The sequence below is a fragment of the Phytohabitans kaempferiae genome (assembly GCF_042433955.1).
In the GTDB taxonomy this organism is placed as follows: domain Bacteria; phylum Actinomycetota; class Actinomycetes; order Mycobacteriales; family Micromonosporaceae; genus Phytohabitans; species Phytohabitans kaempferiae.
In genome coordinates this window covers 23,856-47,086 of the sequence record NZ_JBHLUH010000028.1, presented here as the reverse complement: position 1 = coordinate 47,086, position 23,231 = coordinate 23,856, and the positions used below count along the sequence as shown (strand labels likewise).

The following is a 23,231-nucleotide window of genomic DNA, read 5'->3' as shown; positions in this document are numbered from 1 at the left end:
ATCTAACAAATCATGATCAAACCGGACACTCCCGAACAACGCCGGGGCCGTGGGTAAAAGACGACTCGCTGGTGAAAATATTCGTCGCCCTCATCGTCCGGGGGTTCAGCGCTTAAGACGCGTGGATCACTCTGCAAACTTGTTATGAGGCGGTCAACGATTTCGCGATGGGAAAGACTTGCATTATCCACGATTAGCAGGAGGTGGCCAGGGCGCACCAATACAAACCTGGGCGATCCGGGCCCATCGCTTCCGGCTCCGGAACGCCCCTCTCGGCTACCTGGCTTCGGGTCACTGATAGGAGGTGACGCAGGATCGCGCTGGACTGGACGGCTTATAGCGGTCATCGGCCAAGGATAAGAATGCCGAGCCACTTGGGGTCTGACCAAATGCAGCGGTTCAGACACGAAGATCACCTAGCTCGATCTCCGGCTCGGACCATCGGAACCCCCAACAAGATCGTCGGGACCAGATCCGGCCCAGCCGAGAACGACTAACGATGACCAACGATGGCAAACGTTGACCGTCTTCGCCCTGGTCAGAGGGGTGATCCGTCCGATAGATGCTCATCGAGGCCACGCCCGGGTGTATGGGGTTCCAAGCCCCCGCACCTGAGCCGATCCGGCATCCCCATGCCTAAGACGTGCCCGAGGGCAGTTAGTATCCCGCCGTGCTTCGCGACCGCGCCCTCGTGGTGTGCATCCTTCTCGTCCTGACTGCGGCCGGCTGCGATGGCGCCCAGGAACCCGGCGCCGAGGGCCCGACTCCCACGCCGAGCCCTTCGGCTGCTCTCGACCGGTTCGGTATGGATGCCTGCCGCGCTGCCTCCAAGATGCTCAAGGAAGGCGGCTGGAGCGCGGGCAACGGCCAGATGCTCGGTTCGCTGGCGAAGACTTCGAACCACAAGGCCATCTACGACGCGGGCGACGACCTGTTCTGGGCCGCGACCCGTGCCGCACCTACGCCGGACAAGCCCGGTGAAGGCGAGGCACTGTCCGCCGCACAGCAGGGGCTCTGGGACGCGTGCCATTCCGTGCTGGGCGACGAACCCTGGTAACCGGCGGCACTGGCAGCAGGTCCGTCTCACCCCTTAGGTGAGCCGTGCCGAATACGTGCCGAACCTCGGGTAGTTGCCTCCCGATAGCCCGACTGTTTGTGCAGGTCAGCAGTGCTAGACGACGCCCGGCCGAGCCGAGCCCTCCGGAGGCGGTTCGCGCTGCCTTGGCCTAAGAAGCAGGGCCTTGCTCGAATCTGGCCCTGCTTCTTTGTCGGCGTATTGTCTGCCGATTCCGTCTCTTCTGGATCAAGGCGCCGCGCTCGCGCGGCGAACCGTGCGCGCTCGCGGATCGCCCTGCGGGCGGGCCTGCGGCCCGTCCTCGGGCGCCCGCGGCGCACCGCACCATCGCGTGCCCCGGATCGTCCTAGCTGAGTAGATCCACCAGGCTCCACCAGCCGACCAGAACGACGAGAGCCGCCAATCCGGCCACTATGGCAATGGTCGGCGCGATCCAGCCTCGCCACCTGGTCCGACCGAGCTGGGCCGCCACGCTCGTCAATCCCAGGGCTGGCACCAGGACGAACGGCATCACGACCGCGACCGCGAAGCCCGTCATGCCCTCAGGCTCGTCACGAGCGCCCACAAGGAACAGGACAAGCCCGCCAACCGCAAGCCACGCTATACATGCGAGAGCTATAGCCACCGCAGCGGTCAGTTCCCGAATGGCCCTCGCTCGCTGGTTGCGCACGACCGCCGAGGCCGACTCGGCGTCATGGTCGGCCGACGCCGGCTGACCGTAGTAACCGTCCTGCATCTTGCGAGGTGTGGCCGGTCGGAGTGAGTTATCGGAATCGGCCACGAGTCTGATCGTGGCACGAAAGTCACGATCGGCACGATTGGCCGAACGGCGATGCCCGACGACGTGACTCAAGCCCGGGGCTCTGCCCCGGACCCCGGCCCTCCCTCGAAGATCGGGAAGGTTCTGTCATCCCGCCCACCGCCGCCAGTTGTGCGCGGCAAGCCGCCGCCACGGCAAGCCGCCCCGGACCTACGGCCCGGGGCGGAAACCCATACGGCAGCGGCCATCCGCGCCGGCCATCCTTGCTAACGGACTTGCTAACGGCACGGTTCGATCATGGTGGGATCGGCCCGATCGATCGGGACACGATGGGACGCCATCACCGCGACGACCAGGACCACGCGGGCGACGGGCGACGGCCGGGACGGCGCTTGGATGCCTCATAACCCAGAGGTCGCAGGTTCAAATCCTGTCCCCGCTACGAAGAAGTTGCAGGTCAAGGGCCGGTTCTCGAGAGATCGAGAGTCGGCCCTTGATCATTTGTCCGTCATTCGTCCGCAGGACTGGACGTCAGTTTTCCGGCAGTGGGCGGCGGGCTGCGTTGTCGCCTTCGCCCTCGAACGCGTGAGCCGGGGGCGCCTCAAGAGGACCATAGGGGTGACCTGGTTGGCCGCGCGGTAGCGCTCCGCGAGTGTGCGGAGGCTGTCTCCCGCAAGTCGGGCGGCGGTTGCTTGGGCGTCGCTGTTGGGGCTCGCCGAGCGCTGCGAGGTTGTCGGCGAACATCGCACCGTTCCGAACGTCGCGATCAGAGAGCCCGCCAGCGCTGCCAAGGACAGCGCTGGCGGGCGGCCACCAGCCTTCGTCGTGGACGTTTACGGCAGCACAACGTGGCGGAACGCTGCTTCAACCGGCTCAAGAGTGCTCTTTATGAGCTACAGGGCATGCCTCAGTCGAGGATGCGGAATACACCTATGTCGTCGGCGAGTGCGCCCTGGGCGGGCACCGTCTGGTTGAGCGATGCTTCCACGCCGACCCAGCCGTGGAACACGCCGTTGTCGTCGACTACCTGGATCATCGGTTTGACGTGCGAGTTGCCGGTGTAGCAGGTCTCCTTGCGGTCGATGGCGTGCTTGAGCCGCCAGCCCCACAGAGTGTCCCGCCGGTGCCCGGTCGGCGAGTTGGCGGGCGCGATGTAGTACTCGGTCGCTGTGCTCGTGCCCGGCGTGCCGGTCTCCCCGGCGATGCACTGACTGCCCGTGCAGACGTTCCAGTTTCGTAGCCAGAACGGATTTCCGTCGCCCGTGTCGATGTACGGGTCCGCGCTGACCTCGCTGGTCTTCCACAGGTGGTAGCGGTGGATGTACCGCGACCAGTCCGTGCTGGCGATGCTCGACAGTGACTTGCGGGCGGCCCAGGCGGCGTTGCTTCCGTTGCCGAACCCATGCGTCGCCCCGAAGTTGTTGGCTTTCAGCTCCACATTGGCCAGTGCGCCGTCCGCCTTCGTGGTGAGCGTCCACTCCTCCCACTGCCCGCTACTCCAGTTGACGCGAAGCGTGCCGGCGGTCACGGAGTACGTTCCGGTCAGCGTCTTCGAGGCGCCGGTCGACTGGTATCCGCCGCCGGTGGCTACGCGGCAGTTCCGGTCGGCGCAGTTCGAGGCTGTGAAGTCGGTGTACGAGCGGGTCACCCGCACCCGTTGCGACCAGTGCCAGTGCCGTTCGGTGACCGTGCCGTCGGTGCCGAACGTGTACTGGCCGAGGCGTACCCAGTTTTCGACCGAGGAGGCCCGCAGGCCGCCGATGGCGATCGCGAAGTTTGCCTTGCCGAGCGGCAACGCGGCCGCCTGCGCGCTGGAGGCGGGCAGCACCGCCGGCCCGAGCGTCGCGACGGCCAGCAGTGCGATTGCGATGACGCGGCTGCGCATTCACCCTCCCGGGGTGTCGGATCGGATCCCGCCGTAGCTACGAGCGGACAGGAACCTGCCCGCTCGTGGCGCACATCCTGATCGAGGGCCGCCAGCGCCAGCCTCAACTGGCGACGCCGCGTGTGCCCGCGACCAGGCACCGATGCGTCGAAGCGAAGTATGAGAGCGCATCTGCACATTTCCCGCACAGATCGACGCGCGCAGCCTCGGCGGCCAGGTGCTAGGCGTGGCCGTTCAGCGTCGCCGCCCTTCGACGCCGCGCCGCGCGGGATGCTCCGGCCGGCGTCGTGGCAGGCGCTGCCCAACGCGCGGTCGTTGCCCTGGCCGCGCGTGATGTAGGGGTCGGGCCGATGCGCCGGCCGCCCTCGAAGAACAGGTGGCGGAGCCGCCCCTCCAGTGCGTCGAGGTGGGGCGCACCCGGTCGATGGTCAGGTCGGTGACCTCGACGCGCATGCCGCAGTTGATGTCGTTGCCGACCGCCTGCGGGATCAGTGCGCAGGTCGTGCGCAGTACGGTGCCGATCGGGATGCCGGCGCCCTTGTGGGAGTCGAGGCCGGGCGCGGCCTCGGCGAGCGCGCGCGGCGTGCCGGCGGTATCCAGCACGGTGAGCAGCTCGTCGATCGCCGCGGACTCCAGCGGACCGGGAGCCTGGGTCGGCCCGGTGTCGGGCTCACCAGGATCGCGCGAAACCGGGCGGGGACGCTCGGCGAACGGGGTCCGCGCGTGCTGACGCGGACCCGCCGCCTCACAGGTATGGCAGCCGCGCGACCGTGAGGATCCGCCGGACGTGCGGCTGCGTGCCGCGCAGCCGGAACTGGACAGCCGCCCGCCGTGCCTCCTGGTAGCCCGCGACCAGCGCCGCGATCCCGGCGGCGTCGATGAACGGTACGCCGGACAGGTCGAGGTGGAGCGTGGTCGGGCGGCGGGCCAGCCCGTTGAGGATGGCCTGCCGCAGCTCGTCGGCGCTGTCCCGGTCGACCTCGCCACCTACCGCGACGGTGAGCGTGCTGCCACCGGCGGGCGTGGTGGTGACCCGCAGCCTCGGCGCGCCCATGGTGCTGTCGTCGACCTCGCCCCAGTGCGGTGCGGTGTCGCTGAGCATGGCGTGGCGCAGCCAGGTCAGGGTCTTGGAGAGCAGGCGGGACACGTGCATCTGGGAGATGCCGCACCGCTGCGCGATCTCGACCTGGGTGAGGTTGCCGTAGAAGCGGAGGATGAGGATCCGCCGTTCCCGCTCGGGAAGCCGGTCCAACAGCGACTGGATGGTGAGCCGGTCGTCGATCGCGGCCAGGTCGCCGTCGACCTCGCCGATCAGGTCGCCCCGCTCGGCGGTGCCACCACCGGAGCCGGGGCTGGTGACCGGCGCGTTGAGTGACAGCAGCGTGTAGCCGGCCGCCGACAGCATCGCCTTGTCGACCTCGTCGGTCGTGGTGTGCAGGCGATCCGCGAGCTCGGTGGTGCTGGGCGCGCGGGACAGCGTGTTGGTCAGGTCTGAGCCGGCGTGGCGGATCTGCACGACCAGGTCCTGCAGGCGCCGCGGCGCGCGTACGCCCCATGTCCGGTCGCGGAAGTGTTTACGCAGCTCGCCCAGGATCGTGATGACCGCGAACGCTGTGAAAGAGCCGCGTTCGGAGTCGTAGCGGTCGACAGCCTTGACCAGGCCGAGCCGGGCCACCTGCTCCAGGTCGGCAAACGGCTCACCCCTTCCGCGGTAGCGGTGGGCGAGTCGGTGGGCAAGGGGCAGGCACAGCTCCACGAACTCGGCCCGAGCGGACGGGTCGTGTACGGCGCGTTCGCCGTACCGCGCCGCCTCCTCGTCCAGGTTGAGCTGGGCAGTGTCCTGTTCCGGGTGCATCACCGCCTCCTTGTGACAGAAGCCCGTGGCACGGCCCCCGATGATCGAGCGCGGGTGCGGTCGCGTTCTCCTACCCAGGCGGATGGCGGAATATCCCTACTGGATCAGATGCGCGAATTCGTGCCGTTATCTGATGGCTTGCTCACGTGACCTTACCGTCGGGCACGAGCGCACATGGCAACTTGCGCCATACCGTCCGGACGAGCGGCAACGCGGGCCGCCGCTCGTCACCGGGCCTCGACCGGCTTGCCGGCAAGTGCATTGAGGACACCGGTGATCTCCAGGACCCGTCGCGGTAGCCCGCGTGCGCCACGTACCAAGAAGGTCTTTCCTTGGCGGTGTGCGTCGTTGCGGGCCGCGAGCAGCACACCGACGCCGCAGGCGTCGATGAACCCCACCGCGGAGAGCTCCACCTCGACGAGTCGTACCCCGTTGGTGCGCAGTGCACCGAGGACGCTCGCGGACAGCGCATCCGCGACCGCCATATCGATCTCGCCACTGACGACCACCCGTGCGGTGCTCCCGCTCGGCAGCTCCACGCGGAGGTCAAAGTCGTATGCCATCGACGTTTCCCCCAGCAACGGACCGTACCCGAGGAGGGGGTGAGGTTAACGGGCGTTGGGCAAGGACACGACAGTGCGCGAGGCCGGGAAGATCACGTTTTCCCTGGGCGAACGGAGGGTAACCTCGCGGTCAGGCCCGCTGCGGACAATGAGGTGCCATGCCGACAGCCGTCAAGTGTCTGATCGACGATCATCATGCGTACGCGATCGCGCGCGTGGTGGGCGTCCTCGACGGCACGGGCGCGGCGTCGGTGCGATCCGCCCTCATCACCTGCCTGGCCGAGCAGCCCGAGGCGGTGCTGGTCGACCTCTCCGCGATGCGCCTCGCCGACCCGCGCGCCCTCTCGATCTTCCAGGCGGTGGCGCGGCAGGCGGAGCGCTGGCCGGCGGTGCCGCTCGTACTCTGCGCGCCCCCGGCCGAGGCGGCCCACGTGCTGCGCATGGAGGCGGTCGAACACCTGATGGTGCTGCCCACTCTCGCCGAGGCCGTGCGCTCGCTGCGGCTCGGCCCGGCCGCTCCCTCGCTCACCGAGGATCTGCTGCCCGTGGTGGGCGCCGGCCGGCGGGCCCGCGAGCTGGCCACCGAGGCGTGCTGCAAGTGGCACGTGCCGGCGCTGGTGGGTCCGGCCTCGACGGTGGTGACCGAGTTCGTCAACAACGTGGTGACACACGCGCACACGATGATGACGCTCCGGCTCTCGCTGCGCGGGCGATACCTGCACGTCAGCGTGCGGGACGGCAGCGCGGAGGAGCCCGTGTTGCGCACCGACATGCCGCTCACCGCCCTTTCCGGGCGAGGGCTGGCGCTGGTCGACGCGGTCAGCAGCCGGTGGGGCAGCCTCCCGGCCGGCGACGGCAAGGTCGTCTGGGCCCTGCTCGACGCGGCCCCACGCCGCTGAGGGTCGTGGACCGCGGAGGGTGAGGCTGCGGGAGCAGCGGCCCGCACCGCGACGGACGTCGCGGTAGCCCAAATCTGATTGTTGGCCCGGCCCGGGCGGAAGGTCGGCAGCGTGTACGCGACCTTCCGCCCTGCCCGTCACGGGGTCGCGAGGGCCTCCGTCGGCGCCAGGCGGGCCGCGCGGATCGCCGGGTACAGGCCGGCTATCGCCCCGATCAGCAGCGTGGCGCCGACCCCGCCGGCCATCGCCCACACCGGTACGACCGCGGGCCACGAGCGAGTGCTGGCGTACCCGGAGGTGACCGCGATGCCCAGCAGCACCCCGCCCATCCCGCCCAGTGCCGAGAGCAGCAGTGACTCGGCGAGGAACTGGATCCGGATCTGCCCGCGGGTCGCCCCGAGCGAGCGGCGCAGGCCGATCTCGGCCCGCCGTTCGAGCACGGAGATGACCATCGTGTTGGCCACGCCGACGCCGCCCACCAGCAGCGCCACCGCGCCGAGCCCCAGCAGCAGCCCGGTGAACGCCCGGTCGGTCGCCCGCTGCGCCTCCAGCGCCTCGGACGGGCGGGACACCTCCACCTCGTGCGGCGCCTCGGGGTTGGCGGTGGCGGCGAGCACGTCCCGTACCGCCTCCACGGCCGCCTCGTCCGATCGCGTGTAGACGGTCGTGGGATGGCCGTCGAAGTCCAGATAGGACTCCGCCGCCGCCCAGCCCACGAGCGCGGCCGCGTCCAGCTCCGGCGCGAGCGGCACCTCACGAAGGATGCCGATGACGGTGAACCAGGCGCCGCCCACGTACACCTGGATGTCCGCGCCCGCCGCGCCGATGCCCAGCCGGCGGGCGGCCGACGCGCCGAGTACGACGGCGGGGTAGCGGGAGGTGGCCGCGTTGAGCCAGGTGCCGCTGGCGAGCGTGCCGCCGACCGTGTCGAGCAGGTCGAGGTGGGCCGCCTGCACGGTCATACCGCCGGTCTCCGCGGCCCGTATCCGGTCGGAGCGGTAGACCTTGGCGTCCGGCACCCTGCCGGTCGCGGCCACCTCGTCGACCGGCCCGATCCGGGCGACCATCGCCACCGAGTCGGTGGGCAGCGTCGCGTTGTCGCCGAAGAGCGTCCGGCCCGGCCCCACGGTCAGGAGGTTGGTGCCGAGCGCGGCCAGCTCGCGGTCGAGTTCGGCCCGGCTCGACGAGGATATGCCGACGACCGCGGTCATCGCGGCGATGCCGATCGCGATGCCGAGCGCGGAGAGGAACGCGCGCAGCGGCCTGGTCCGCAGGCCGGCGCCGCCGACCCGGAACACGTCGCGCGGGCCGAGTCGGGCGGGGGAGAGTGCCAGCGCCACTCAGACCACCGCCCCGTCCAACATGGACACCTGCCCGTCCAACATGGACACCTGCCGGGGCAGGCTCGCCGCGATGTCCCGGTCGTGGGTGATGACCAGCACCGTGGTACCGGCGGCGTGCAGCTCGCGCAGCAGCGCCATCACGCCCGACCCGGAGGCGGAGTCGAGGTTGCCGGTCGGCTCGTCCGCGAGCAGCAGAGCCGGCTCGCCGACGACCGCGCGGGCGATCGCGACCCGTTGCCGTTCCCCGCCGGAGAGTTCGTGTGGCAGGTGGTCGAGGCGGTGCCCCAGCCCGACCCGGTCCAGCGCGACCTCCGCCCGCCGCTTCCGCTCTTTCGCCGGTACGCCCGCGTAGAGCAGCCCGTCCGCGACGTTGTCAACCGCGGACTGCCCGGTCGCGAGATGGAACTGCTGGAACACGAAACCGATCCGGCGCGCCCGCAGCGCGGAGAGCTGGCGGTCGGAGAGGGACGCGACGTCGTACCCGTCGATCCGCACCGTGCCGGTGGTGGGGCGGTCCAGCGTGCCGATCAGGTGCAGCATCGTGGACTTGCCCGAGCCGGAGGGGCCGACGATCGCGGCGACCTCGCCGTACCCGATGGAGAGCGAGACGCCGCGCAGCGCGGTGACCCCGCCCGGGTACGCCTTGGTCACGCTCGCCAGCTCCACCACCGCGGTCACGACGGCATCCCCACGGTCACGCCCTCGGCGACGCCATCGCCGGAGACCTCGACCCGCCCACCGGCGAACAGGCCTGTCTCCACCGCGACGACGCGAGTGGCGCTGCCCTCCACCACCTGTACGCCGTAGCCGCCCTCGGCGAGCGCGAGCAGCGCGGCCACCGGAACGGTGAGCACGTCCTCCCGCCGCCCGGCGGTGAACGCCACGTCGACGGTCGCGCGGTCGATACTGGCGACCGCCTTCGGGTCGTCGACCGTCACGGTCACCTCGACCACTGTGGACGCGGGCTCCTGGCCCTCGGCCGGCGTGATCACCAAGTCGGTTTTCGTGATCTTCCCGCCCGCCTCCGCACCGTCCGGGAGGGTCAGCGTGACCGCGCTGCCCTTGCGAGCCAGCCGCTGGTCGGCGACCTCGAGCTCGACGGTGACCACGCGTGCCGTACCAGTGAAGGAGAGCACGGCCGTGCCCGGCTGGACGGGCGTGCCCACCCCGGCGTCGTGGCTCTCGATCCGTACCTCGCCGGGGGCGAAGACCACGCGGCCCAGCTCCACCGTCCCGGTCTCCGGCAGCCCGAGATCCTCCTGCCACTCGCGTACGGCCGAGGCGGTGGCGCTGGAGTACTCGTCGTCCACCGTGAAGCCGTCGTATCCGAGCGCTCGCAGGTTCTTCTCGAACTGCGTGACGTCGGCGCCTTCCGTGCCCACGGCGAGCGTGCGGTACGCCGGCAGCGTGCCGTACAGCAGCACGACCGGCGCGTTGTCCAGCCGGTAGAGGGCCTGCCCCCGTTTGACCGTCGCCCCCGTCGCCGGCAGGCCCGTCACCGTGCCGCCGGACCGGGCGGCCACCGAGGTCGAGTTGCCGTAGCCCAGCTCCCCGCTCTCGCTCCGCGTGTCCACCAGCGCCTGCCGGGTCACCTCGGCGGTGGCCGGCGGCAGGTCGCTGCTCGCCTGGCTGGGCGTGTCGCCGCCGGGCAGCCCGAGACCGAACCCGGTGGCGGCCACCGCGCCGGCGGCCACCACCGCCCCCGCCACGGCCACGACCCGGCCGGTACGCCGCCTGCGCCTCACGCGTCCCGCCCGCGGATGCTGGTCCCGCCACGGCCGGTGCCGGGCGCTCCGGGCATGATCGAGCGGCACTTCTCCTCGGCCGCCTTGAACGCCGGGCTCTGCGGGTCGCCGACCTGGTCGCCGTCGAGCTGGAAGCCGCCGTCCTCGCTCGGGTCGGGAAACTTGGGCACGCCGTTCTCCCGCATGCACCGTGCGTACTCGCGCATCGTCTCCACCTGCTCGGGGTCCGGCTTCGGCGGCTCGCCGCCGTCGGGGAGGTGCTGCTTGCACTTCTCCTGCGCCGCGTCGACCTTCTCCTTGTCGGTGTCCCCCGGCAGCGACAAGGAGAAGCCGCCGGAGCCGTTCGTCTCCGGGTCGGGGAACTCGGGTACGCCGTTCTCCCTCATGCACCTTGAGAACGCCAGGATCTGGTCCCGGTCGTCGCCCTTCCCGGCCGACTCGGCGCTGGCGGTCGCCTCCGGTGTCCGGCCGCCCGCGGTGGCCACCTGGTCGCCGCTGTCTCCCTCGCCGGCGCAGCCGGCCGCGCTCAGGGCCAGCAGCAGCCCGAGCACGAGCCCTGTTCTGATCCGCATCGTCGTCTCTCCCTGAAGTGGTGGCGGCCGGCTCATCCGGCCGCCACCACCGAGTAGAGCGAGGTGGGGATCACCGGGGCGTTTCCGAGAATGGTGACGCCGGCGTGACATCACCGTGGGTCACCATGGGGATATGCGGATCCTGGTGGTCGAGGACGAGCCGCTGCTCGCGGACGCGGTGGCCGAGTGGCTGCGCGGCGACGCCCACGCGGTCGACGTGGTGCACGACGGCGCCGCCGCGCTCGAACGGATCGACGTCAACGAGTACGACGTGGTGGTGCTCGACCGCGACCTGCCGGTCGTGCACGGCGACGACGTGTGCCGGGCGGTGGTGGCCGGCGAGTCGCCGGTGCGGGTACTCATGCTGACCGCCTCCGCCGAGATCGACGACCGCGTGGCCGGGCTGAGCCTCGGCGCCGACGACTACCTGCCCAAGCCGTTCGCCTTCCCCGAGCTGGCCGCCCGCGTCGTGGCGCTGGGCCGCCGCTCCCGCCCCGCCGCCCCGCCGGTCCTCCAGCGCGCCGGCATCCGCCTCGACCTGCACCGCCGCGAGGTCTACCGGAACGGGCGGTACGTGCCGCTGTCCCGCAAGGAGTTCGCGGTGCTGGCCGAGCTGCTGCGGGCCGAGGGGGCGGCCGTCTCCGCCGAACACCTGCTGGAGAAGGCGTGGGACGAGCACGCCGACCCGTTCACGCACGCGGTCCGGATGGCGATCCTCAAGCTGCGCCGCAAGCTCGGCGACCCGCCGATCGTGCTGACCGAACCGGGAGTGGGGTACCGCATCCCATGAGCCGCCCGCGCCTGTCCCGGCTGACCATCCGGGCCCGACTGACCCTCGTCTACGGCGGGCTCTTCCTGATCGCCGGCGTGCTGCTGCTCGGTGTCACGTACGCGCTGACCGCCCAGCGGATCCCGGAACCCGGCCACAAGGTCACGTCGTACCAGGGGCCGGACCTCCCGCCGGACGCGGCCGGGCTGCCGAGGAGCGGGCAACTGGAGTCCCGCGTGGTCGAGGACACGTGGGACAGCGCGCTCAACGCGCTGCTCACCCAGGGTGGGATCGCGCTGGTCCTGGCCGGCGTGGCGGCGACCGCGCTGGGCTGGCTGATCGCCGGCCGCCTGCTCCAGCCGCTCCAGCGGATGACCGACACCGCCCGTCGCATCGCCGAGGCCCCGGCCGCCGACCGCGGGCTGCACGAGCGGATCGCGCTGGACGGCCCGCACGACGAGGTGAAGCAGCTCGCCGACACGTTCGACGTGATGCTGGAGCGGCTCGACCGGTCGTTCGACGGGCAGCGGCGTTTCGTGGCGAACGCCTCGCACGAGCTGCGTACGCCGCTCACGCTCAACCGCGCGCTGCTCGAGGTGGCCGTGCACCGGCGGGCCGCCTCGCCGGAGGTGCGGCAGCTCGGCGAGACGCTGCTCGAGATCAACGGCCGCCACGAGCGGCTGCTGGACGGCCTGCTCGTACTCGCCCGCTCCGAACGCGAGGTGACCGAGGGCTCCTATGTGGACCTGGCGGACATCGTGGAGCACGTGGCGGAGCAGGCCAAGCAGGGCACGGTCTCGATCCTCACCGAGGCCGGCTCGGCGCCCACCACCGGCAACCCTGTGCTGCTGGAGCGCCTCGTGCAGAACCTGGTGGAGAACGCGGTGCGGTACAACGTGCCGGCGGAAGGCTGGGTCGGCGTCACCACCGACACGCGGGCGGACGGCTGGGTCGAACTGGTGGTCAGCAACACCGGCCCGGTCGTGCCCCGCTACGAGGTACCCGGCCTCTTCGAACCGTTCCATCGGCTGGAGGGCGACCGGCTCGGCGCCGCCACGCCCGGCGCGGGCCTGGGCCTCTCGATCGTGCGGGCGGTGGCCCGCGCCCACGGCGGCGAGGCGGTCGCGCGTCCCCGAGAGGGCGGCGGGCTCGTGGTGACCGTGACCCTCCCGGGCGTCCCGACCATGTGACCTGGGTCGGAGAGCCGGGCGGCCGAGGGCCGGTGGGGGGGAGAATCGGGGGCATGAGTGAGGCCACGGTGGTGGAGGACAGGCAGGCGAGCCGCTTCGAGTTGCTGATGGACGGCGAGGCGGCGGGTTTCGCGACGTACCGGCGGAGCGGGACGGCGATCTCCTTCCTGCACACCGAGATCGACGAGCGGTTCGAGGGGCGCGGGCTGGGCTCGGTGCTCGTCCGCGGCGCGCTCGACGCGGCCCGGGCGGAGGGGGCGGCGGTGTTGCCCTTCTGCCCGTTCGTGCGGCGCTACATCTCGCGGCACCGGGAGTACCTGGACCTGGTGCCGGCCGACCAGCGGGACCGCTTCCAGTTGCCCGCGGAGGACGAGGGCGGAGCCGGATGACCGCGCCGGAGTGCACCGAGGGTGAGTGTCTAATTTGTACTGAGTAACGTCACGGCCAGGTCACAACTGGTTCGTGGGCAGTGACACTCATTGTCAAAAAGCGAAGGATCTCGCGTGTCGTGCCCTGCACAACAGGGCTCCTGACCTCGGAGGAACGGTACGTGAGAAAACACCCCACGTGGGGCCGGCGAAGCGCTGCCCTGCTGCTCGCGTCAGGCGTGGCAGCGGGAATGACGCTCGTGGGCATTCCCTCGCCCGCCAGTGCTGACCCCACCGACACGCCTGAAAGCATCAAGAGCGCCCCTGCGGACACTCTGGACGCGCACGACGCCGACCTGCTCGCCGAGGCGCAAGCCAAGGGTGAACAGCACGTCATGCTCATCGTCGCCACGGAGAAGGGCGAGGCGGCGGACGTCGCGAGCGAGCTCGTCAAGCTGGGCGGCGACGTCGCCAGGAGGTACGACTCGCTCGGCTACGTCCGGGCCCGCGTGCCCACCGGCTCCGTGGAGAAGGCCGCGAAGCTGCCCGGCGTCGCCGCGGTCGACCTGAACGAGTCGATCGCGCTGCCCGACCCGGGCCTCGACGGCAAGCAGGGCGCCAAGGGAGCCAAGGCGCAGACCGTCGTCGGCCCCGGCCCGGACACGCCCGCCGCCAACCCCTTCATGCCGACGCACGAGACCGGCGCCGTCAAGTTCAAGCAGCAGCACCCCACGTGGGATGGCCGCGGCGTGACGATCGGCATCCTCGACTCCGGTGTAGACCTCGACAACCCCGCCCTCCAGACCACCTCCACGGGCGAGCGGAAGATCGTCGACTGGTTCACCGCGACCGATCCGATCTTCGACGGAGACGGCACCTGGCGCGCCATGCTCACGACGGTGACCGGGCCGACCTTCTCGTACCAGGGCGGCACCTGGACCGCGCCGCCCGGCACCTACCAGATCAACCGGTTCAACGAGGCGACGACCGCGGGCGGCGACAACGCCGGCGACGTCAACCGCGACGGAGACACCACCGACCTCTTCGGCGTGCTGTACGACCCGGTGACCCACGACGTCCGGGTCGACACCAACCAGAACCTCGACTTCACCGACGACCCGGTGATGCGGCCGTACAAGGAGCGGTTCGACGTCGGCCACTTCGGCACCGACAACCCGGCGACCCCGGTGCGCGAGCAGATGCCGTTCGTGGTCGAGGTCCGCGAGGATGTCGACACGACCCCGGCCGGCCTGCCCGGTGTCGCCGACTTCGTCAACATCGGCCTCGTGGCAAGCTCGCACGGCTCGCACGTCGCCGGCATCACCGCCGCCAACGACATGCTCGGCAACCCGGTCTTCGACGGCGCCGCCCCCGGCGCGAAGCTCGTCTCCGGCCGCGCCTGCGCATTCGGCGGCGGCTGCACCGCCGCCGCGCTGATGGACGGCATGGCCGACCTGGTCATCAACCGCGGCGTCGACGTGGTCAACATGTCGATCGGCGGCCTGCCGGCCTTCAACGACGGCAACAACGCCCGCGCCGCGCTCTACAACCGACTGATCAACGAGTACGGCGTGCAGTTGGTCATCTCGGCCGGCAACGACGGCCCGGGCGTCAACGCGGTCGGCGACCCCTCGGTGACCACCGACGTGATCAGCGTGGCGGCCAGCATCAGCAAGGAGACCTGGCTGGCCAACTACGGCTCGGCGGTGCGGGTCAAGAACGGCATGTTCACCTTCTCCTCGCGGGGTCCGCGGGAGGACGGCGGCACCAAGCCGAACATCACCGCGCCGGGCGCCGCGATCTCCACCGGGCCGATGTGGCAGCCCGGCGGGCCGGTGGCCGAGGCAGGCTACCCGCTGCCGCCGGGCCTGCTGATGTCCAACGGCACCTCGATGGCGGCGCCGCAGACGGCGGGCGCGGCCGCGCTGCTGCTCTCCGCCGCGAAGGCGACCGACCGGGGCGTCACCCCGGCCGCCCTGCGCCGGGCGCTCTACAGCTCGGCGAAGTGGATCGACGGCGTGCCGGCGTACGCCCAGGGCAACGGCATGGTCAACGTGCCGGGCGCGTGGCAGTTGCTGCGCGGCGGTGTGGAGACGCGTACGTACACCTCGTCGGCGCCGGTCTGCACCGAGCTTTCCGACTTCCTCGCCACGCCCGACGTGGGCACCGGCATCTACAACCGGTGCGCCTCCACCAACGGCGGGCACAAGGCGGGCCAGTCCAAGTCGTACAAGATCAAGCTGACCCGTACGAGCGGCCCGGCGCGGAGCGTCATGCACAAGCTCACCTGGGTCGGCAACGACGGCACGTTCTCCGCGCCGCGCAACGTGTCGCTGCCGTTGAACAAGACGGTCAGCATCACGGTGCAGGCGAAGCCGTCGATCGGCGCGCACGGTGCGCTCCTGCGCGTGGACGACCCGTCGACGTCCGTCGTCGACTTCGAGGTGCTGAACACGGTGGTCGCGTCGAACGACGTGAAGAAGCCGAACCACTCGTACAGCGCCGCCGGTTCGGTGGACCGGAACTCGTCCACGTCCTACTTCGTGACCGTGCCCCCGGGCGCGGCCGCGCTTCAGGTGAACCTCTCCGGCATCGCGACCGGCTCGCACACGCGGTTCATCACGTTCAACCCGCACGGGGTACGGCAGGAGAACAACAGCAGCCCGTACTGCTACACGAACTACTCCGACCCGGCCGTCTGCAAGCCGCAGGAGCGGTCGTACGAGAACCCGATCCCGGGCGTGTGGGAGATCGAGGTCGAGGCACGGCGTACCTCGCCGGCGCTCAACAACCCGTACCAGATCGCCGCGCGGGTCCAGGGCGTCAAGGTGGAGCCGCCGGTGATCGAGCTGCCGAGCGTGACGGCCGGCCAGGCCAACCCGGTGAGCTGGACGATCACCAACCAGTTCGGCCCGATCAACGTCTCCGCGCAGGGCGGCCCGCTCGGCAGCGCCTCGGCGCAGCGGCCCACCATCGCCGACGGCGAGGTGCAGACCTTCGACGTGGAGGTGCCGGCCGGTGCGACCCGGCTGGACGTCAAGATCGGTAACACCAGCGACCCAGGCGCCGACCTCGACCTCTTCGTGTACCGGGGCTCCACGCTGGTCCAGTACAACGCCGACGGTGACTCCGAGGAGTCGGTGTCGATCCTGAACCCGCCGGCGGGCACGTACACGATCGAGATCGACGGTTACGCCGTGCCGGCGGGCACCACGGCGTACGACTACCGCGACGTGTTCTTCGCGGTGGCGCTCGGCTCCATCTCGGTGCCGGCGACGGTCGTGCCGCTGACGAGCGGCGCGTCGACCACGGTCAGCGGCACGGTAACGGCGAACTCGGTGCCGGCCGGCGGCCGTACCCTCTTCGGCGAGGCGGTCATCGCGACCGACGAGGGCGCCGTGGTGGGCCGGGCCGGCGTGGCGATCGGCGCGGTCGGCTGAACACCGAGTAAGTAGCGATTCGGGGCGTCCTCACGCTGTGGGGGCGCCCCGAATTCGCGCGGGCGCCGGTGTACCGGGGTGACCGGCGGCTGGCCATCGGCCCGGCGAAGCCGGTAGAGGGTGGTGGGTCACCGCACTGGAAAGAATCCGCCAGACGCGGCGTTGAGGCGCCCGGAGAGGGGACCATGTCCCTATGTCGTTTTTGACTCGATGGTGGGCGCGCACGGCGGCCCTGCTTGTCGGCACGGTGGCGGCGGTGCTCGTGCCGGCTGCGGCCTGGGCGGCGGACAACGAGATCGTGCTGGAGGCGGCCCAGCGCCGTCCGCGCCTCGGCGGCTTCGGGCTCTTCGCCGGCCTCTGTTGCCTGATCGTGGTGGCGCTCGTCGTGATCGGCCTGCTCGCGCTGACCAGGAGCCGCCGCGGCGGGCCTCGCGACGGCCCTCGCTGAGCGGGGCGGCGGGTCGCCGCGCGACGAGCCGCTCGTCGCGCCGGTGTCACTCGCCCTTCGCGCGGTGCTTCCACCGCAGGCGGAACGGCATGACGGCGCTCTCGATCTTGGTCTTCGCGGTCATCTTGGAGGCGCCGCTGGTGCGCTCCTCGAAGCGGATCGGCACCTCGATGATCGTGTGCCCGAACTGGGTCGCGAGGTAGTGCATCTCGACTTGGAAGCTGTAGCCGTTGGACTGCACGCGGTCGAGCCCGATGTCGCGCAGTACGTCGGCCCGCCACACCTTGAACCCCGCGGTGAGGTCGCGGATCCGCACATTGAGCAGCGTGTGAACGTAGAAGTTGGCCCAGCCGCTCAGCGCGCGGCGGTAGAGGGGCCAGTTTTCGTCGAGCTGTCCGCCGGGCACGTATCGCGAGCCGATCACCACGCCCGCGCGCGTGGAGAGCAGCGTGCCGAGCAGCCCTGGCAGCGCCTCCGGCGGGTGCGAGAGGTCGGCGTCCATCTGCGCCACGAACTCCGCGCCAGCGTCGAGTGCCCGCCCTATCCCGTCGACGTACGCCCGGCCGAGCCCTTCTTTGCCGGCGCGGTGCACCACCGTCACCCTGCCGGGGTTTTCCACGCCCAGCTTGTCGGCCACCTCGCCCGTGCCGTCGGGGGAGTTGTCATCGGCGATCAGCACGTGCAGACCCGGCATGGGCAGCGCGAGCAGCCGCTCGACGAGCAGCGCCACATTGTCCACCTCGTTATAGGTCGGCACCACGACAGTCAATCGGGCGTCCCGCCAGGGCGAGGGCAACTCGACAGGGTTTGTCACCGCGTAAGGGTATCGCTGCCCGCCGTCGAACGCCCGACCGATGCTCGGCTGGGCGCGCTCGCGCTCCCGGCCCGGTCGTCACCGGCGCCCCGGCAGGTGGCTACGGTGGCGGGGTGAAGCTCCTGCATTCCGGCAAGGTCCGCGACGTGTACGCCGACGGCGACGACCTCATCCTGGTCGCCTCCGACCGCGTGTCGGTCTACGACGCCGTGCTGCCCACGCCGATACCGGACAAGGGCGCGGTGCTGACCCGCCTCTCGCTGTGGTGGTTCGAGCAGTTGGCCGACCTGGTGCCACACCACGTGATCTCGGCGACCGACGTGCCGGCCGAGTTCGCCGGCCGGGCCATCCGGTGCCGCCGGCTGCGGATGGTGCCGGTCGAGTGCATCGCCCGTGGCTACCTGACCGGGCTGGGGCTCAAGGAGTACGAGAAGTCGGGCGCGGTCTCCGGCGTGCCGCTGCCGTCCGGGCTGGTCGAGGCCGACCGGCTGCCGGAGCCGATCTTCACGCCGACCACCAAGGCGCCCGTGGGCGAGCACGACGAGTTCATCACGTACGACGACGTGGTGGCCGAAGTCGGCGCGGAGACCGCCGAGGAGCTGCGCCGGATCACGCTGGCGGTCTACCGGCGGGGCGCCGAGATCGCGGCCGACCGGGGCATCGTGATCGCCGACACCAAACTGGAGCTGGGCTGGGCGCCGGACGGCACGCTCGTGCTCGGCGACGAGGTGCTGACGCCTGACTCGTCCCGCTTCTGGGCGGCCGACTCCTGGCAGCCGGGGCGGGCCCAGTTCTCCTTCGACAAGCAGTTCGTACGCGACTGGGCGACCAGCACCGGCTGGGACAAGCGGCCGCCGGCGCCCGAAGTGCCGGCCGACGTCGTGGCCGCCACGCGGGAGCGGTACATCGAGGTCTACGAGCGGTTGACCGGCCGCTCCTGGTAGACCCACCGGTCTCGGACGCTCGCCACGAGCGGCGTGGCGCGCGGAGACTCGGGACTGGTGTCCGGGCTGCTCAACTCCTCGCGCCAGATCGGCGGCTCGGGGGCGCCCGAGGCTCCCGCCCTCGCCGAAGCGGCGTGGGCGGGAGCCGCCTGAGAACGACCTCTCCACGGGCCGGCGCGGGTGAGCCGCCGGGAGTGATCTCTCAGGGGCGGCGCCACTTCTGGTTGGCGCCGCCGGTGCAGGTCCAGATCTGCAGCCGGGTGCCGTCGGCCGAGCTGACCCCGCGGGCGTCGAGGCACTTGTTGGATCCGATGTTGACGATGTCGCCGTCCGCTTCGACCCGCCACTGCTGCGCGCCGGTGCCGTTGCAGTCGTACAGCTGCACCGGCGTGCCGTCCGCGGTGCCGGCGGCGGTCACGTCCATGCACTTGCCCAGCGCGCGGAGCGAGGAGTTGGCGCCGTTGGTCCAGCTCTGCGCGCCGGTGCCGTTGCAGGTCCAGAGCTGCACGGGGGTGCCGTTGGCGGTGTTCGCGCTGGCCACGTCGACGCACTTGTTGCCGTACCCGACGATCGTGTTGCCGCCGGGCGAGGGGTTGCCGCCGGTGTTCCACGCGTACGCCCGTACGTAGTCGACGGTCAGCGTCTGCGGGAAGGTCGTGCTGCCGTCCGGGTAGCCGGGCCAGTGGCCACCGACCGCGATGTTCATGATCAGGAAGAACGGATGGTTGAAGACCCACTGGTTGCCGTTGAGCGAGGCGGGCGTGATGCGGAAGTACTGGTTGCCGTCCACGTACCAGGTGATCGAGTCGGGCGCCCAGTCGACGGTGAAGACGTGGAACCCGTCGGCGAAGCGGGGCCCGCTGTAGCCACCGCCGATGCCGCCGGCGCCGGAGTAGCCAGGCCCGTGCACCGTGCCGTGCACGGTGTTCGGCTCGCGACCGATGTTCTCCATGATGTCGATCTCGCCGCTGGTGGGCCAGTTGACCGGCGTGCCGAGCATCCAGAACGCGGGCCAGATGCCCTGCCCGTATGGCAGCTTCATGCGCGCCTCGAACCGGCCGTACGTCTGCGTGAACGTGCCGGAGGTGAGCAGCCGCGCGGACGTGTACTGGCAGGTGCCGTAGTGGCACTGGTAGTTGGCCGGGTTCTCCCGGCGGGCGGTGATGACCAGGTTGCCGGCGCCGTCGAGCGCGGCGTTGCGCGTGCTGTTGGTGTAGTACTGCATCTCGTTGTTGCCCCAGCCGCCGCCACCGATGTCGTAGCGCCACTTGCCGGGGTCGGGCGCGCTGCCGGCCGCGCCGTTGAACTCGTCCGACCAGGTTAGGGCACCTGGTGCCGCGATCGCCGGGCTACTCGTCGCCGGGACGACGAGGCCGGCCGCCACGAGCGCCAGGACCAGCAGGGCTCTCCGCATATGGCATCACGCTCCTCGATGTTGTTAACAAACCTGTCAGATCGATGAATGTGATGTCAAGAGAGCGTTTTCTGGCGACACGTTAGCGGCGATACCGGGCACTCCCAGGGAGTTGCCAGGGGTCGTCCGATGGTGTGAGTGGCGCCGCGTGTCGTCCCCGAGCTTGATGATCCGCTCGCCAGGTCGATCACTAGGATCCGGTGCGTGCGTGACATCGCCGTCTTCAGCGGAACCGCCCACCCCCAACTAGCCGAGGAGATCTGCGCCCACCTCGACGTGCCCCTGCACCCCGTGCGGGTGTCCCGCTTCGCCAACGACTGCCTCGAGGTCCAGCTGGAGGCGAACTGCCGGGAACGCGACGTGTTCCTGATCCAGCCGCTCGTCCCGCCGGTGCAGGAGAACCTGGTCGAGCTGCTGCTGATGCTGGACGCCGCCCGGGGCGCCTCGGCGGGTCGGATCACCGTGGTGATGCCGCACTACGCGTACGCCCGGTCGGACAAGAAGGACGCGCCGCGCATCTCGATCGGCGCGCGCCTCGTCGCCGACCTGCTGAAGACCTCCGGCGCCGACCGGGTCCTCGCCGTGACGCTGCACTCGCCGCAGGTGCACGGCTTCTTCGGCATGCCGGTCGACCACCTGCACGCGCTGCGCGAGCTGGCCGCCCACTTCCGGCAGTACGACCTCGCCGACGCCGTGGTGGTCTCGCCCGACCTCGGCAACGCCAAGGAGGCGTCGCACTTCGCCCGCATGATCGGTACGCCCGTGGCGGCCGGTGCCAAGCAACGCTTCCCGGACGACCGCGTACAGATCAGCGCCGTGATCGGTGACGTGGTGGACCGCGACGTGATCGTGCTCGACGACGAGATCGCCAAGGGCAGCACCATGATCGAGCTGATGGACCACCTGCGCGAGCTGAAGGTGCGCTCGATCCGCCTCGCCTGCACGCACGGCCTCTTCTCCGGCGGGGCGCTGCACCGGCTCAGCGAGCAGGAGGGCGTGCTGGAGATCGTCTGTACGAACACCGTGCCGATCCCGGACGACAAGCGCGTACCCAAGCTGCGTGTGCTCTCGGTGGCGCCGGCGCTCGCCGAGGCGATGCGCCGCATCCACAATGGAGAATCGGTGAGCGCCCTCTTCGGCTAGGCGTGGCGGGCGCCCTCCGCTGGGGGCGCCCGTGGGGCGGGCGGCTCTAGGCGGCCGGCCCCAAGGCGGCGCTGATCCGGACCGTGGTGCCGCTCGGCCCGGTCTGCACCTCCATGCGGTCGCTCAGCTTGCCGGCCAGCCACAGCCCCCAGCCGCCCGGCGTGTCAGCGGCCGGCCGGGCGCCGCTGGCGAGCCGTGAGTCGTCGAAGCCCTCGCCGTGGTCGGAGACCTCGCACACGACCTCGTCGCCCCGGCGCCACAGCATGAGCCGCCCGTTGCCGCCGCCGTGGCGGACCGCGTTGGTCAGCAGCTCGTTGACCGCCAGCACGAAGTCGTCGAGGCGCTGGCCGACCAGCCCGGCCTTGCCGACGCACGACGCGACAGCATGGCGCAGCCGGGTGACCTGGCTGCGCTCGAACGTCTCGGTGAGAAGCGGGACGGTGTCGATGGGCCAACCGTACCGAAGCGGTGACACTGTCGCCGGTCGCGGACGGGGTGTGGGATGGTCGAGGGGTGCCAAAAAGCACCGCGAAGAGTACGGCCGAGGTCCTCGACCGCCTCGCGCGCACTGAGCGGCTGGGCAACCTGGGCTGGGCGGAGTGGGATCTGACCAGCGATACGGTCCATTGGTCCGACCACCTCTTCGAGATCTACGAGCGAGACCGGGCGGCCGGTCCCGCCACTCTGTCGCAGTCCCGGGACTACATCCACGCGGACGACCTGGGGCGCGTGGACAAGGCGGTCCAGGCACTGATCGGCGACGCGCAGACGATCGACGTCGCGTTTCGGATCATCGTACGCAGCGGCGTGCGCCACATCCGGGCCATCTTCGAGGCCGAGCGGGGCGCCGGCGGGCGGATCCGGATGGTCTACGGGATCATCCAGGACGTCAGCGCCGTGGAGGCGGCCGAGCGCGACCGGGCCCGCCTCGCCGACATCGAGGCCGAGTCGGCCGAGCTCCAGGCCAGCCTCCAGACCGAGCACCGGGTCGTGACCGCCCTCCAGCAGGTCATCCTGCCCGTGCCCACGGGCACGGTGCACCGCCCCGGGCTGCGGGCTGCGGTGCGCTACCAGCCGGCCGAGGAGATGGCCCGGGTCGGCGGCGACTGGTTCGACCTCGTGCAGCTGCCCGGAGACCGCACGCTCCTCGCGGTCGGCGACGTGGCCGGGCACGGAATGCCGGCGGCGGCCACGATGGCGCGGCTCCGACACGCGATCTCCGCGCTCGCGGTCACCACGGACGACCCGGCCCAGCTGCTCAAGTACCTCAACTGGATGGTCTGTGACGACCCCGCCGGCCCGACCGCGACCGCCGCGGTGGCCCGCTTCGACCCGGAGACGTCTTCGGTCACCTGGGCACAGGCCGGGCATCCGCCGCCCATCCTGCTCACCCGGGCCGGTGCGGCGCCGCTCGACCGGCCGGACGGCATGCTCGTCGGCGCCCAGCGCAGCTCGACGTACGCCACGGCGACCACGCCGCTCGCGCCGGGCGACACCATGCTGATCTACACGGACGGGCTGATCGAGCGGCGTACGTACGACAGCGACTGGCTCGGTCCGGTGCTGCGGGCCGTCGCCGGCGCGGCCGAGCTGCCCCTCCACGCGCTGCTGGCCCGACTCCAGCCGGCCAACCCCGACGACGACACCTGCGTACTCGCGCTCCGCGCCGCCACCGACTGAAGTTCTCCGCACCGCGCGCACCGACCTGCCTGGCCTGCCCGCGCTCGGCAAGACCCCACCGGCGGTCACCGCGCCGTCGGCGATCACCGGCCGGTTCTTCGTCTCGGTGACCGAGGGCACGCTCTGCACCTCGACGGATGGCCTCGACTGGCGACCAGCACCGATCGGCTGCCCCTGGGGCGTGTTTCATAAGGGCATGCCCGGCCTGCGGCGGGCCCAGACGACGACCGGCGGCACCGGACGAAAGGCCACATACAACACCGGTGTGCGACCTTCCGCCCGGCACCACCGGACGCCGCCTGGACTCCGCCTCGGCTCGACCGA

At 70.9% G+C, this 23,231-nt stretch carries 22 protein-coding genes; 10 read left to right on the top strand and 12 right to left on the bottom strand.

Going from position 1 to position 23,231, the window contains the following annotated elements; translation table 11 throughout:
* Positions 1-670 precede the first annotated feature (670 nt).
* A complete protein-coding gene (locus tag ACFFIA_RS16680) occupies positions 671-1,057 on the top strand; it encodes a hypothetical protein (RefSeq protein WP_377251885.1) in 387 nt (128 codons plus the stop codon).
* A 364-nt stretch (positions 1,058-1,421) separates the two neighbouring features.
* Here the strand turns inward: ACFFIA_RS16680 and ACFFIA_RS16675 are convergent, their stop codons facing one another.
* From ACFFIA_RS16675 to ACFFIA_RS16655, 5 genes are all read right to left on the bottom strand, one after another.
* Entirely contained in the window at positions 1,422-1,811 is a 390-nt protein-coding gene (locus tag ACFFIA_RS16675) for a hypothetical protein (RefSeq protein WP_377251883.1), read from the bottom strand.
* 931 nt (positions 1,812-2,742) lie between these two features.
* The gene (locus tag ACFFIA_RS16670; RefSeq protein ID WP_377251881.1) at positions 2,743-3,720 is read right to left on the bottom strand and encodes a hypothetical protein; all 978 of its coding nucleotides are present in this window, start codon (positions 3,718-3,720) and stop codon (positions 2,743-2,745) included.
* 234 nt (positions 3,721-3,954) lie between these two features.
* Positions 3,955-4,323 carry an RtcB family protein gene (locus tag ACFFIA_RS16665; protein ID WP_377251879.1) on the bottom strand — a complete coding sequence of 123 codons (369 nt, stop codon included), beginning with the start codon at positions 4,321-4,323 and terminating at the stop codon, positions 3,955-3,957.
* Between the two features lie 142 nt (positions 4,324-4,465).
* Positions 4,466-5,575, bottom strand: coding sequence for a SigB/SigF/SigG family RNA polymerase sigma factor (locus ACFFIA_RS16660; RefSeq protein WP_377251877.1), 1,110 nt, complete (start codon positions 5,573-5,575; stop codon positions 4,466-4,468).
* 227 nt (positions 5,576-5,802) lie between these two features.
* Positions 5,803-6,138, bottom strand: coding sequence for an STAS domain-containing protein (locus ACFFIA_RS16655; RefSeq protein ID WP_377251875.1), 336 nt, complete (start codon positions 6,136-6,138; stop codon positions 5,803-5,805).
* Between the two features lie 158 nt (positions 6,139-6,296).
* Here ACFFIA_RS16655 and ACFFIA_RS16650 point away from each other — a divergent pair, with 158 nt between their 5' ends.
* Positions 6,297-7,037 carry an STAS domain-containing protein gene (locus ACFFIA_RS16650; protein WP_377251873.1) on the top strand — a complete coding sequence of 247 codons (741 nt, stop codon included), beginning with the start codon at positions 6,297-6,299 and terminating at the stop codon, positions 7,035-7,037.
* Positions 7,038-7,174: 137 nt separating this feature from the next.
* On the opposite strand, the gene ACFFIA_RS16645 is transcribed toward ACFFIA_RS16650, so the two are convergent.
* Genes ACFFIA_RS16645 through ACFFIA_RS16630 form a run of 4 tightly spaced genes read right to left on the bottom strand, consistent with a single transcriptional unit; the run spans position 7,175 to position 10,697 of the window.
* Positions 7,175-8,377: an ABC transporter permease gene (locus ACFFIA_RS16645; protein WP_377251871.1), complete on the bottom strand. Its 1,203-nt coding sequence runs from the start codon at positions 8,375-8,377 to the stop codon at positions 7,175-7,177.
* Entirely contained in the window at positions 8,378-9,049 is a 672-nt protein-coding gene (locus tag ACFFIA_RS16640; protein ID WP_377251893.1) for an ABC transporter ATP-binding protein, read from the bottom strand.
* A 5-nt stretch (positions 9,050-9,054) separates the two neighbouring features.
* Positions 9,055-10,125 carry an efflux RND transporter periplasmic adaptor subunit gene (locus ACFFIA_RS16635; RefSeq protein WP_377251869.1) on the bottom strand — a complete coding sequence of 357 codons (1,071 nt, stop codon included), beginning with the start codon at positions 10,123-10,125 and terminating at the stop codon, positions 9,055-9,057.
* The gene (locus ACFFIA_RS16630) at positions 10,122-10,697 is read right to left on the bottom strand and encodes a hypothetical protein (RefSeq protein ID WP_377251867.1); all 576 of its coding nucleotides are present in this window, start codon (positions 10,695-10,697) and stop codon (positions 10,122-10,124) included. Before ACFFIA_RS16630 ends, ACFFIA_RS16635 begins: the two co-directional genes overlap by 4 nt.
* 133 nt (positions 10,698-10,830) lie before the next feature.
* On the opposite strand from ACFFIA_RS16630, the gene ACFFIA_RS16625 reads away from it, so the two are divergent.
* From ACFFIA_RS16625 to ACFFIA_RS16605, 5 genes are all read left to right on the top strand, one after another.
* The gene (locus tag ACFFIA_RS16625; RefSeq protein ID WP_377251865.1) at positions 10,831-11,487 is read left to right on the top strand and encodes a response regulator transcription factor; all 657 of its coding nucleotides are present in this window, start codon (positions 10,831-10,833) and stop codon (positions 11,485-11,487) included.
* A gap of 11 nt (positions 11,488-11,498) precedes the next feature.
* Positions 11,499-12,656, top strand: coding sequence for a sensor histidine kinase (locus ACFFIA_RS16620; RefSeq protein WP_377251891.1), 1,158 nt, complete (start codon positions 11,499-11,501; stop codon positions 12,654-12,656).
* 53 nt (positions 12,657-12,709) lie between these two features.
* On the top strand, positions 12,710-13,045 hold the full coding sequence (locus ACFFIA_RS16615) for a GNAT family N-acetyltransferase (RefSeq protein WP_377251863.1): 336 nt from the start codon (positions 12,710-12,712) through the stop codon (positions 13,043-13,045).
* Positions 13,046-13,206: 161 nt separating this feature from the next.
* The gene (locus tag ACFFIA_RS16610) at positions 13,207-16,464 is read left to right on the top strand and encodes a S8 family serine peptidase (protein WP_377251861.1); all 3,258 of its coding nucleotides are present in this window, start codon (positions 13,207-13,209) and stop codon (positions 16,462-16,464) included.
* Positions 16,465-16,657: 193 nt separating this feature from the next.
* Positions 16,658-16,912: a hypothetical protein gene (locus tag ACFFIA_RS16605; protein WP_377251859.1), complete on the top strand. Its 255-nt coding sequence runs from the start codon at positions 16,658-16,660 to the stop codon at positions 16,910-16,912.
* Positions 16,913-16,958: 46 nt separating this feature from the next.
* Here the strand turns inward: ACFFIA_RS16605 and ACFFIA_RS16600 are convergent, their stop codons facing one another.
* Positions 16,959-17,726, bottom strand: coding sequence for a polyprenol monophosphomannose synthase (locus ACFFIA_RS16600; RefSeq protein WP_377251857.1), 768 nt, complete (start codon positions 17,724-17,726; stop codon positions 16,959-16,961).
* A 113-nt stretch (positions 17,727-17,839) separates the two neighbouring features.
* Here ACFFIA_RS16600 and ACFFIA_RS16595 point away from each other — a divergent pair, with 113 nt between their 5' ends.
* The gene (locus ACFFIA_RS16595) at positions 17,840-18,670 is read left to right on the top strand and encodes a phosphoribosylaminoimidazolesuccinocarboxamide synthase (RefSeq protein ID WP_377251855.1); all 831 of its coding nucleotides are present in this window, start codon (positions 17,840-17,842) and stop codon (positions 18,668-18,670) included.
* 202 nt (positions 18,671-18,872) lie between these two features.
* Here the strand turns inward: ACFFIA_RS16595 and ACFFIA_RS16590 are convergent, their stop codons facing one another.
* Positions 18,873-20,084, bottom strand: a complete 1,212-nt coding sequence (locus tag ACFFIA_RS16590) for a family 16 glycosylhydrolase (protein ID WP_377251853.1) — start codon at positions 20,082-20,084, stop codon at positions 18,873-18,875.
* Between the two features lie 204 nt (positions 20,085-20,288).
* Here ACFFIA_RS16590 and ACFFIA_RS16585 point away from each other — a divergent pair, with 204 nt between their 5' ends.
* Positions 20,289-21,227: a ribose-phosphate diphosphokinase gene (locus tag ACFFIA_RS16585; RefSeq protein ID WP_377251851.1), complete on the top strand. Its 939-nt coding sequence runs from the start codon at positions 20,289-20,291 to the stop codon at positions 21,225-21,227.
* A 46-nt stretch (positions 21,228-21,273) separates the two neighbouring features.
* Here the strand turns inward: ACFFIA_RS16585 and ACFFIA_RS16580 are convergent, their stop codons facing one another.
* On the bottom strand, positions 21,274-21,702 hold the full coding sequence (locus tag ACFFIA_RS16580; RefSeq protein WP_377251849.1) for an ATP-binding protein: 429 nt from the start codon (positions 21,700-21,702) through the stop codon (positions 21,274-21,276).
* A gap of 38 nt (positions 21,703-21,740) precedes the next feature.
* Here ACFFIA_RS16580 and ACFFIA_RS16575 point away from each other — a divergent pair, with 38 nt between their 5' ends.
* On the top strand, positions 21,741-22,907 hold the full coding sequence (locus ACFFIA_RS16575) for a PP2C family protein-serine/threonine phosphatase (RefSeq protein ID WP_377251847.1): 1,167 nt from the start codon (positions 21,741-21,743) through the stop codon (positions 22,905-22,907).
* Positions 22,908-23,231 lie beyond the last annotated feature (324 nt).

Coding starts and splice junctions, on each gene's coding strand:
- ACFFIA_RS16660 (WP_377251877.1), bottom strand. CDS start 5,575: ATGCACCCGGAACAGGACACTGCCCAGCTCAACCTGGACGAGGAGGCG.
- ACFFIA_RS16590 (WP_377251853.1), bottom strand. CDS start 20,084: ATGCGGAGAGCCCTGCTGGTCCTGGCGCTCGTGGCGGCCGGCCTCGTC.
- ACFFIA_RS16615 (WP_377251863.1), top strand. CDS start 12,710: ATGAGTGAGGCCACGGTGGTGGAGGACAGGCAGGCGAGCCGCTTCGAG.
- ACFFIA_RS16670 (WP_377251881.1), bottom strand. CDS start 3,720: ATGCGCAGCCGCGTCATCGCAATCGCACTGCTGGCCGTCGCGACGCTC.
- ACFFIA_RS16655 (WP_377251875.1), bottom strand. CDS start 6,138: ATGGCATACGACTTTGACCTCCGCGTGGAGCTGCCGAGCGGGAGCACC.
- ACFFIA_RS16625 (WP_377251865.1), top strand. CDS start 10,831: ATGCGGATCCTGGTGGTCGAGGACGAGCCGCTGCTCGCGGACGCGGTG.
- ACFFIA_RS16630 (WP_377251867.1), bottom strand. CDS start 10,697: ATGCGGATCAGAACAGGGCTCGTGCTCGGGCTGCTGCTGGCCCTGAGC.
- ACFFIA_RS16675 (WP_377251883.1), bottom strand. CDS start 1,811: ATGCAGGACGGTTACTACGGTCAGCCGGCGTCGGCCGACCATGACGCC.
- ACFFIA_RS16605 (WP_377251859.1), top strand. CDS start 16,658: ATGTCGTTTTTGACTCGATGGTGGGCGCGCACGGCGGCCCTGCTTGTC.
- ACFFIA_RS16650 (WP_377251873.1), top strand. CDS start 6,297: ATGCCGACAGCCGTCAAGTGTCTGATCGACGATCATCATGCGTACGCG.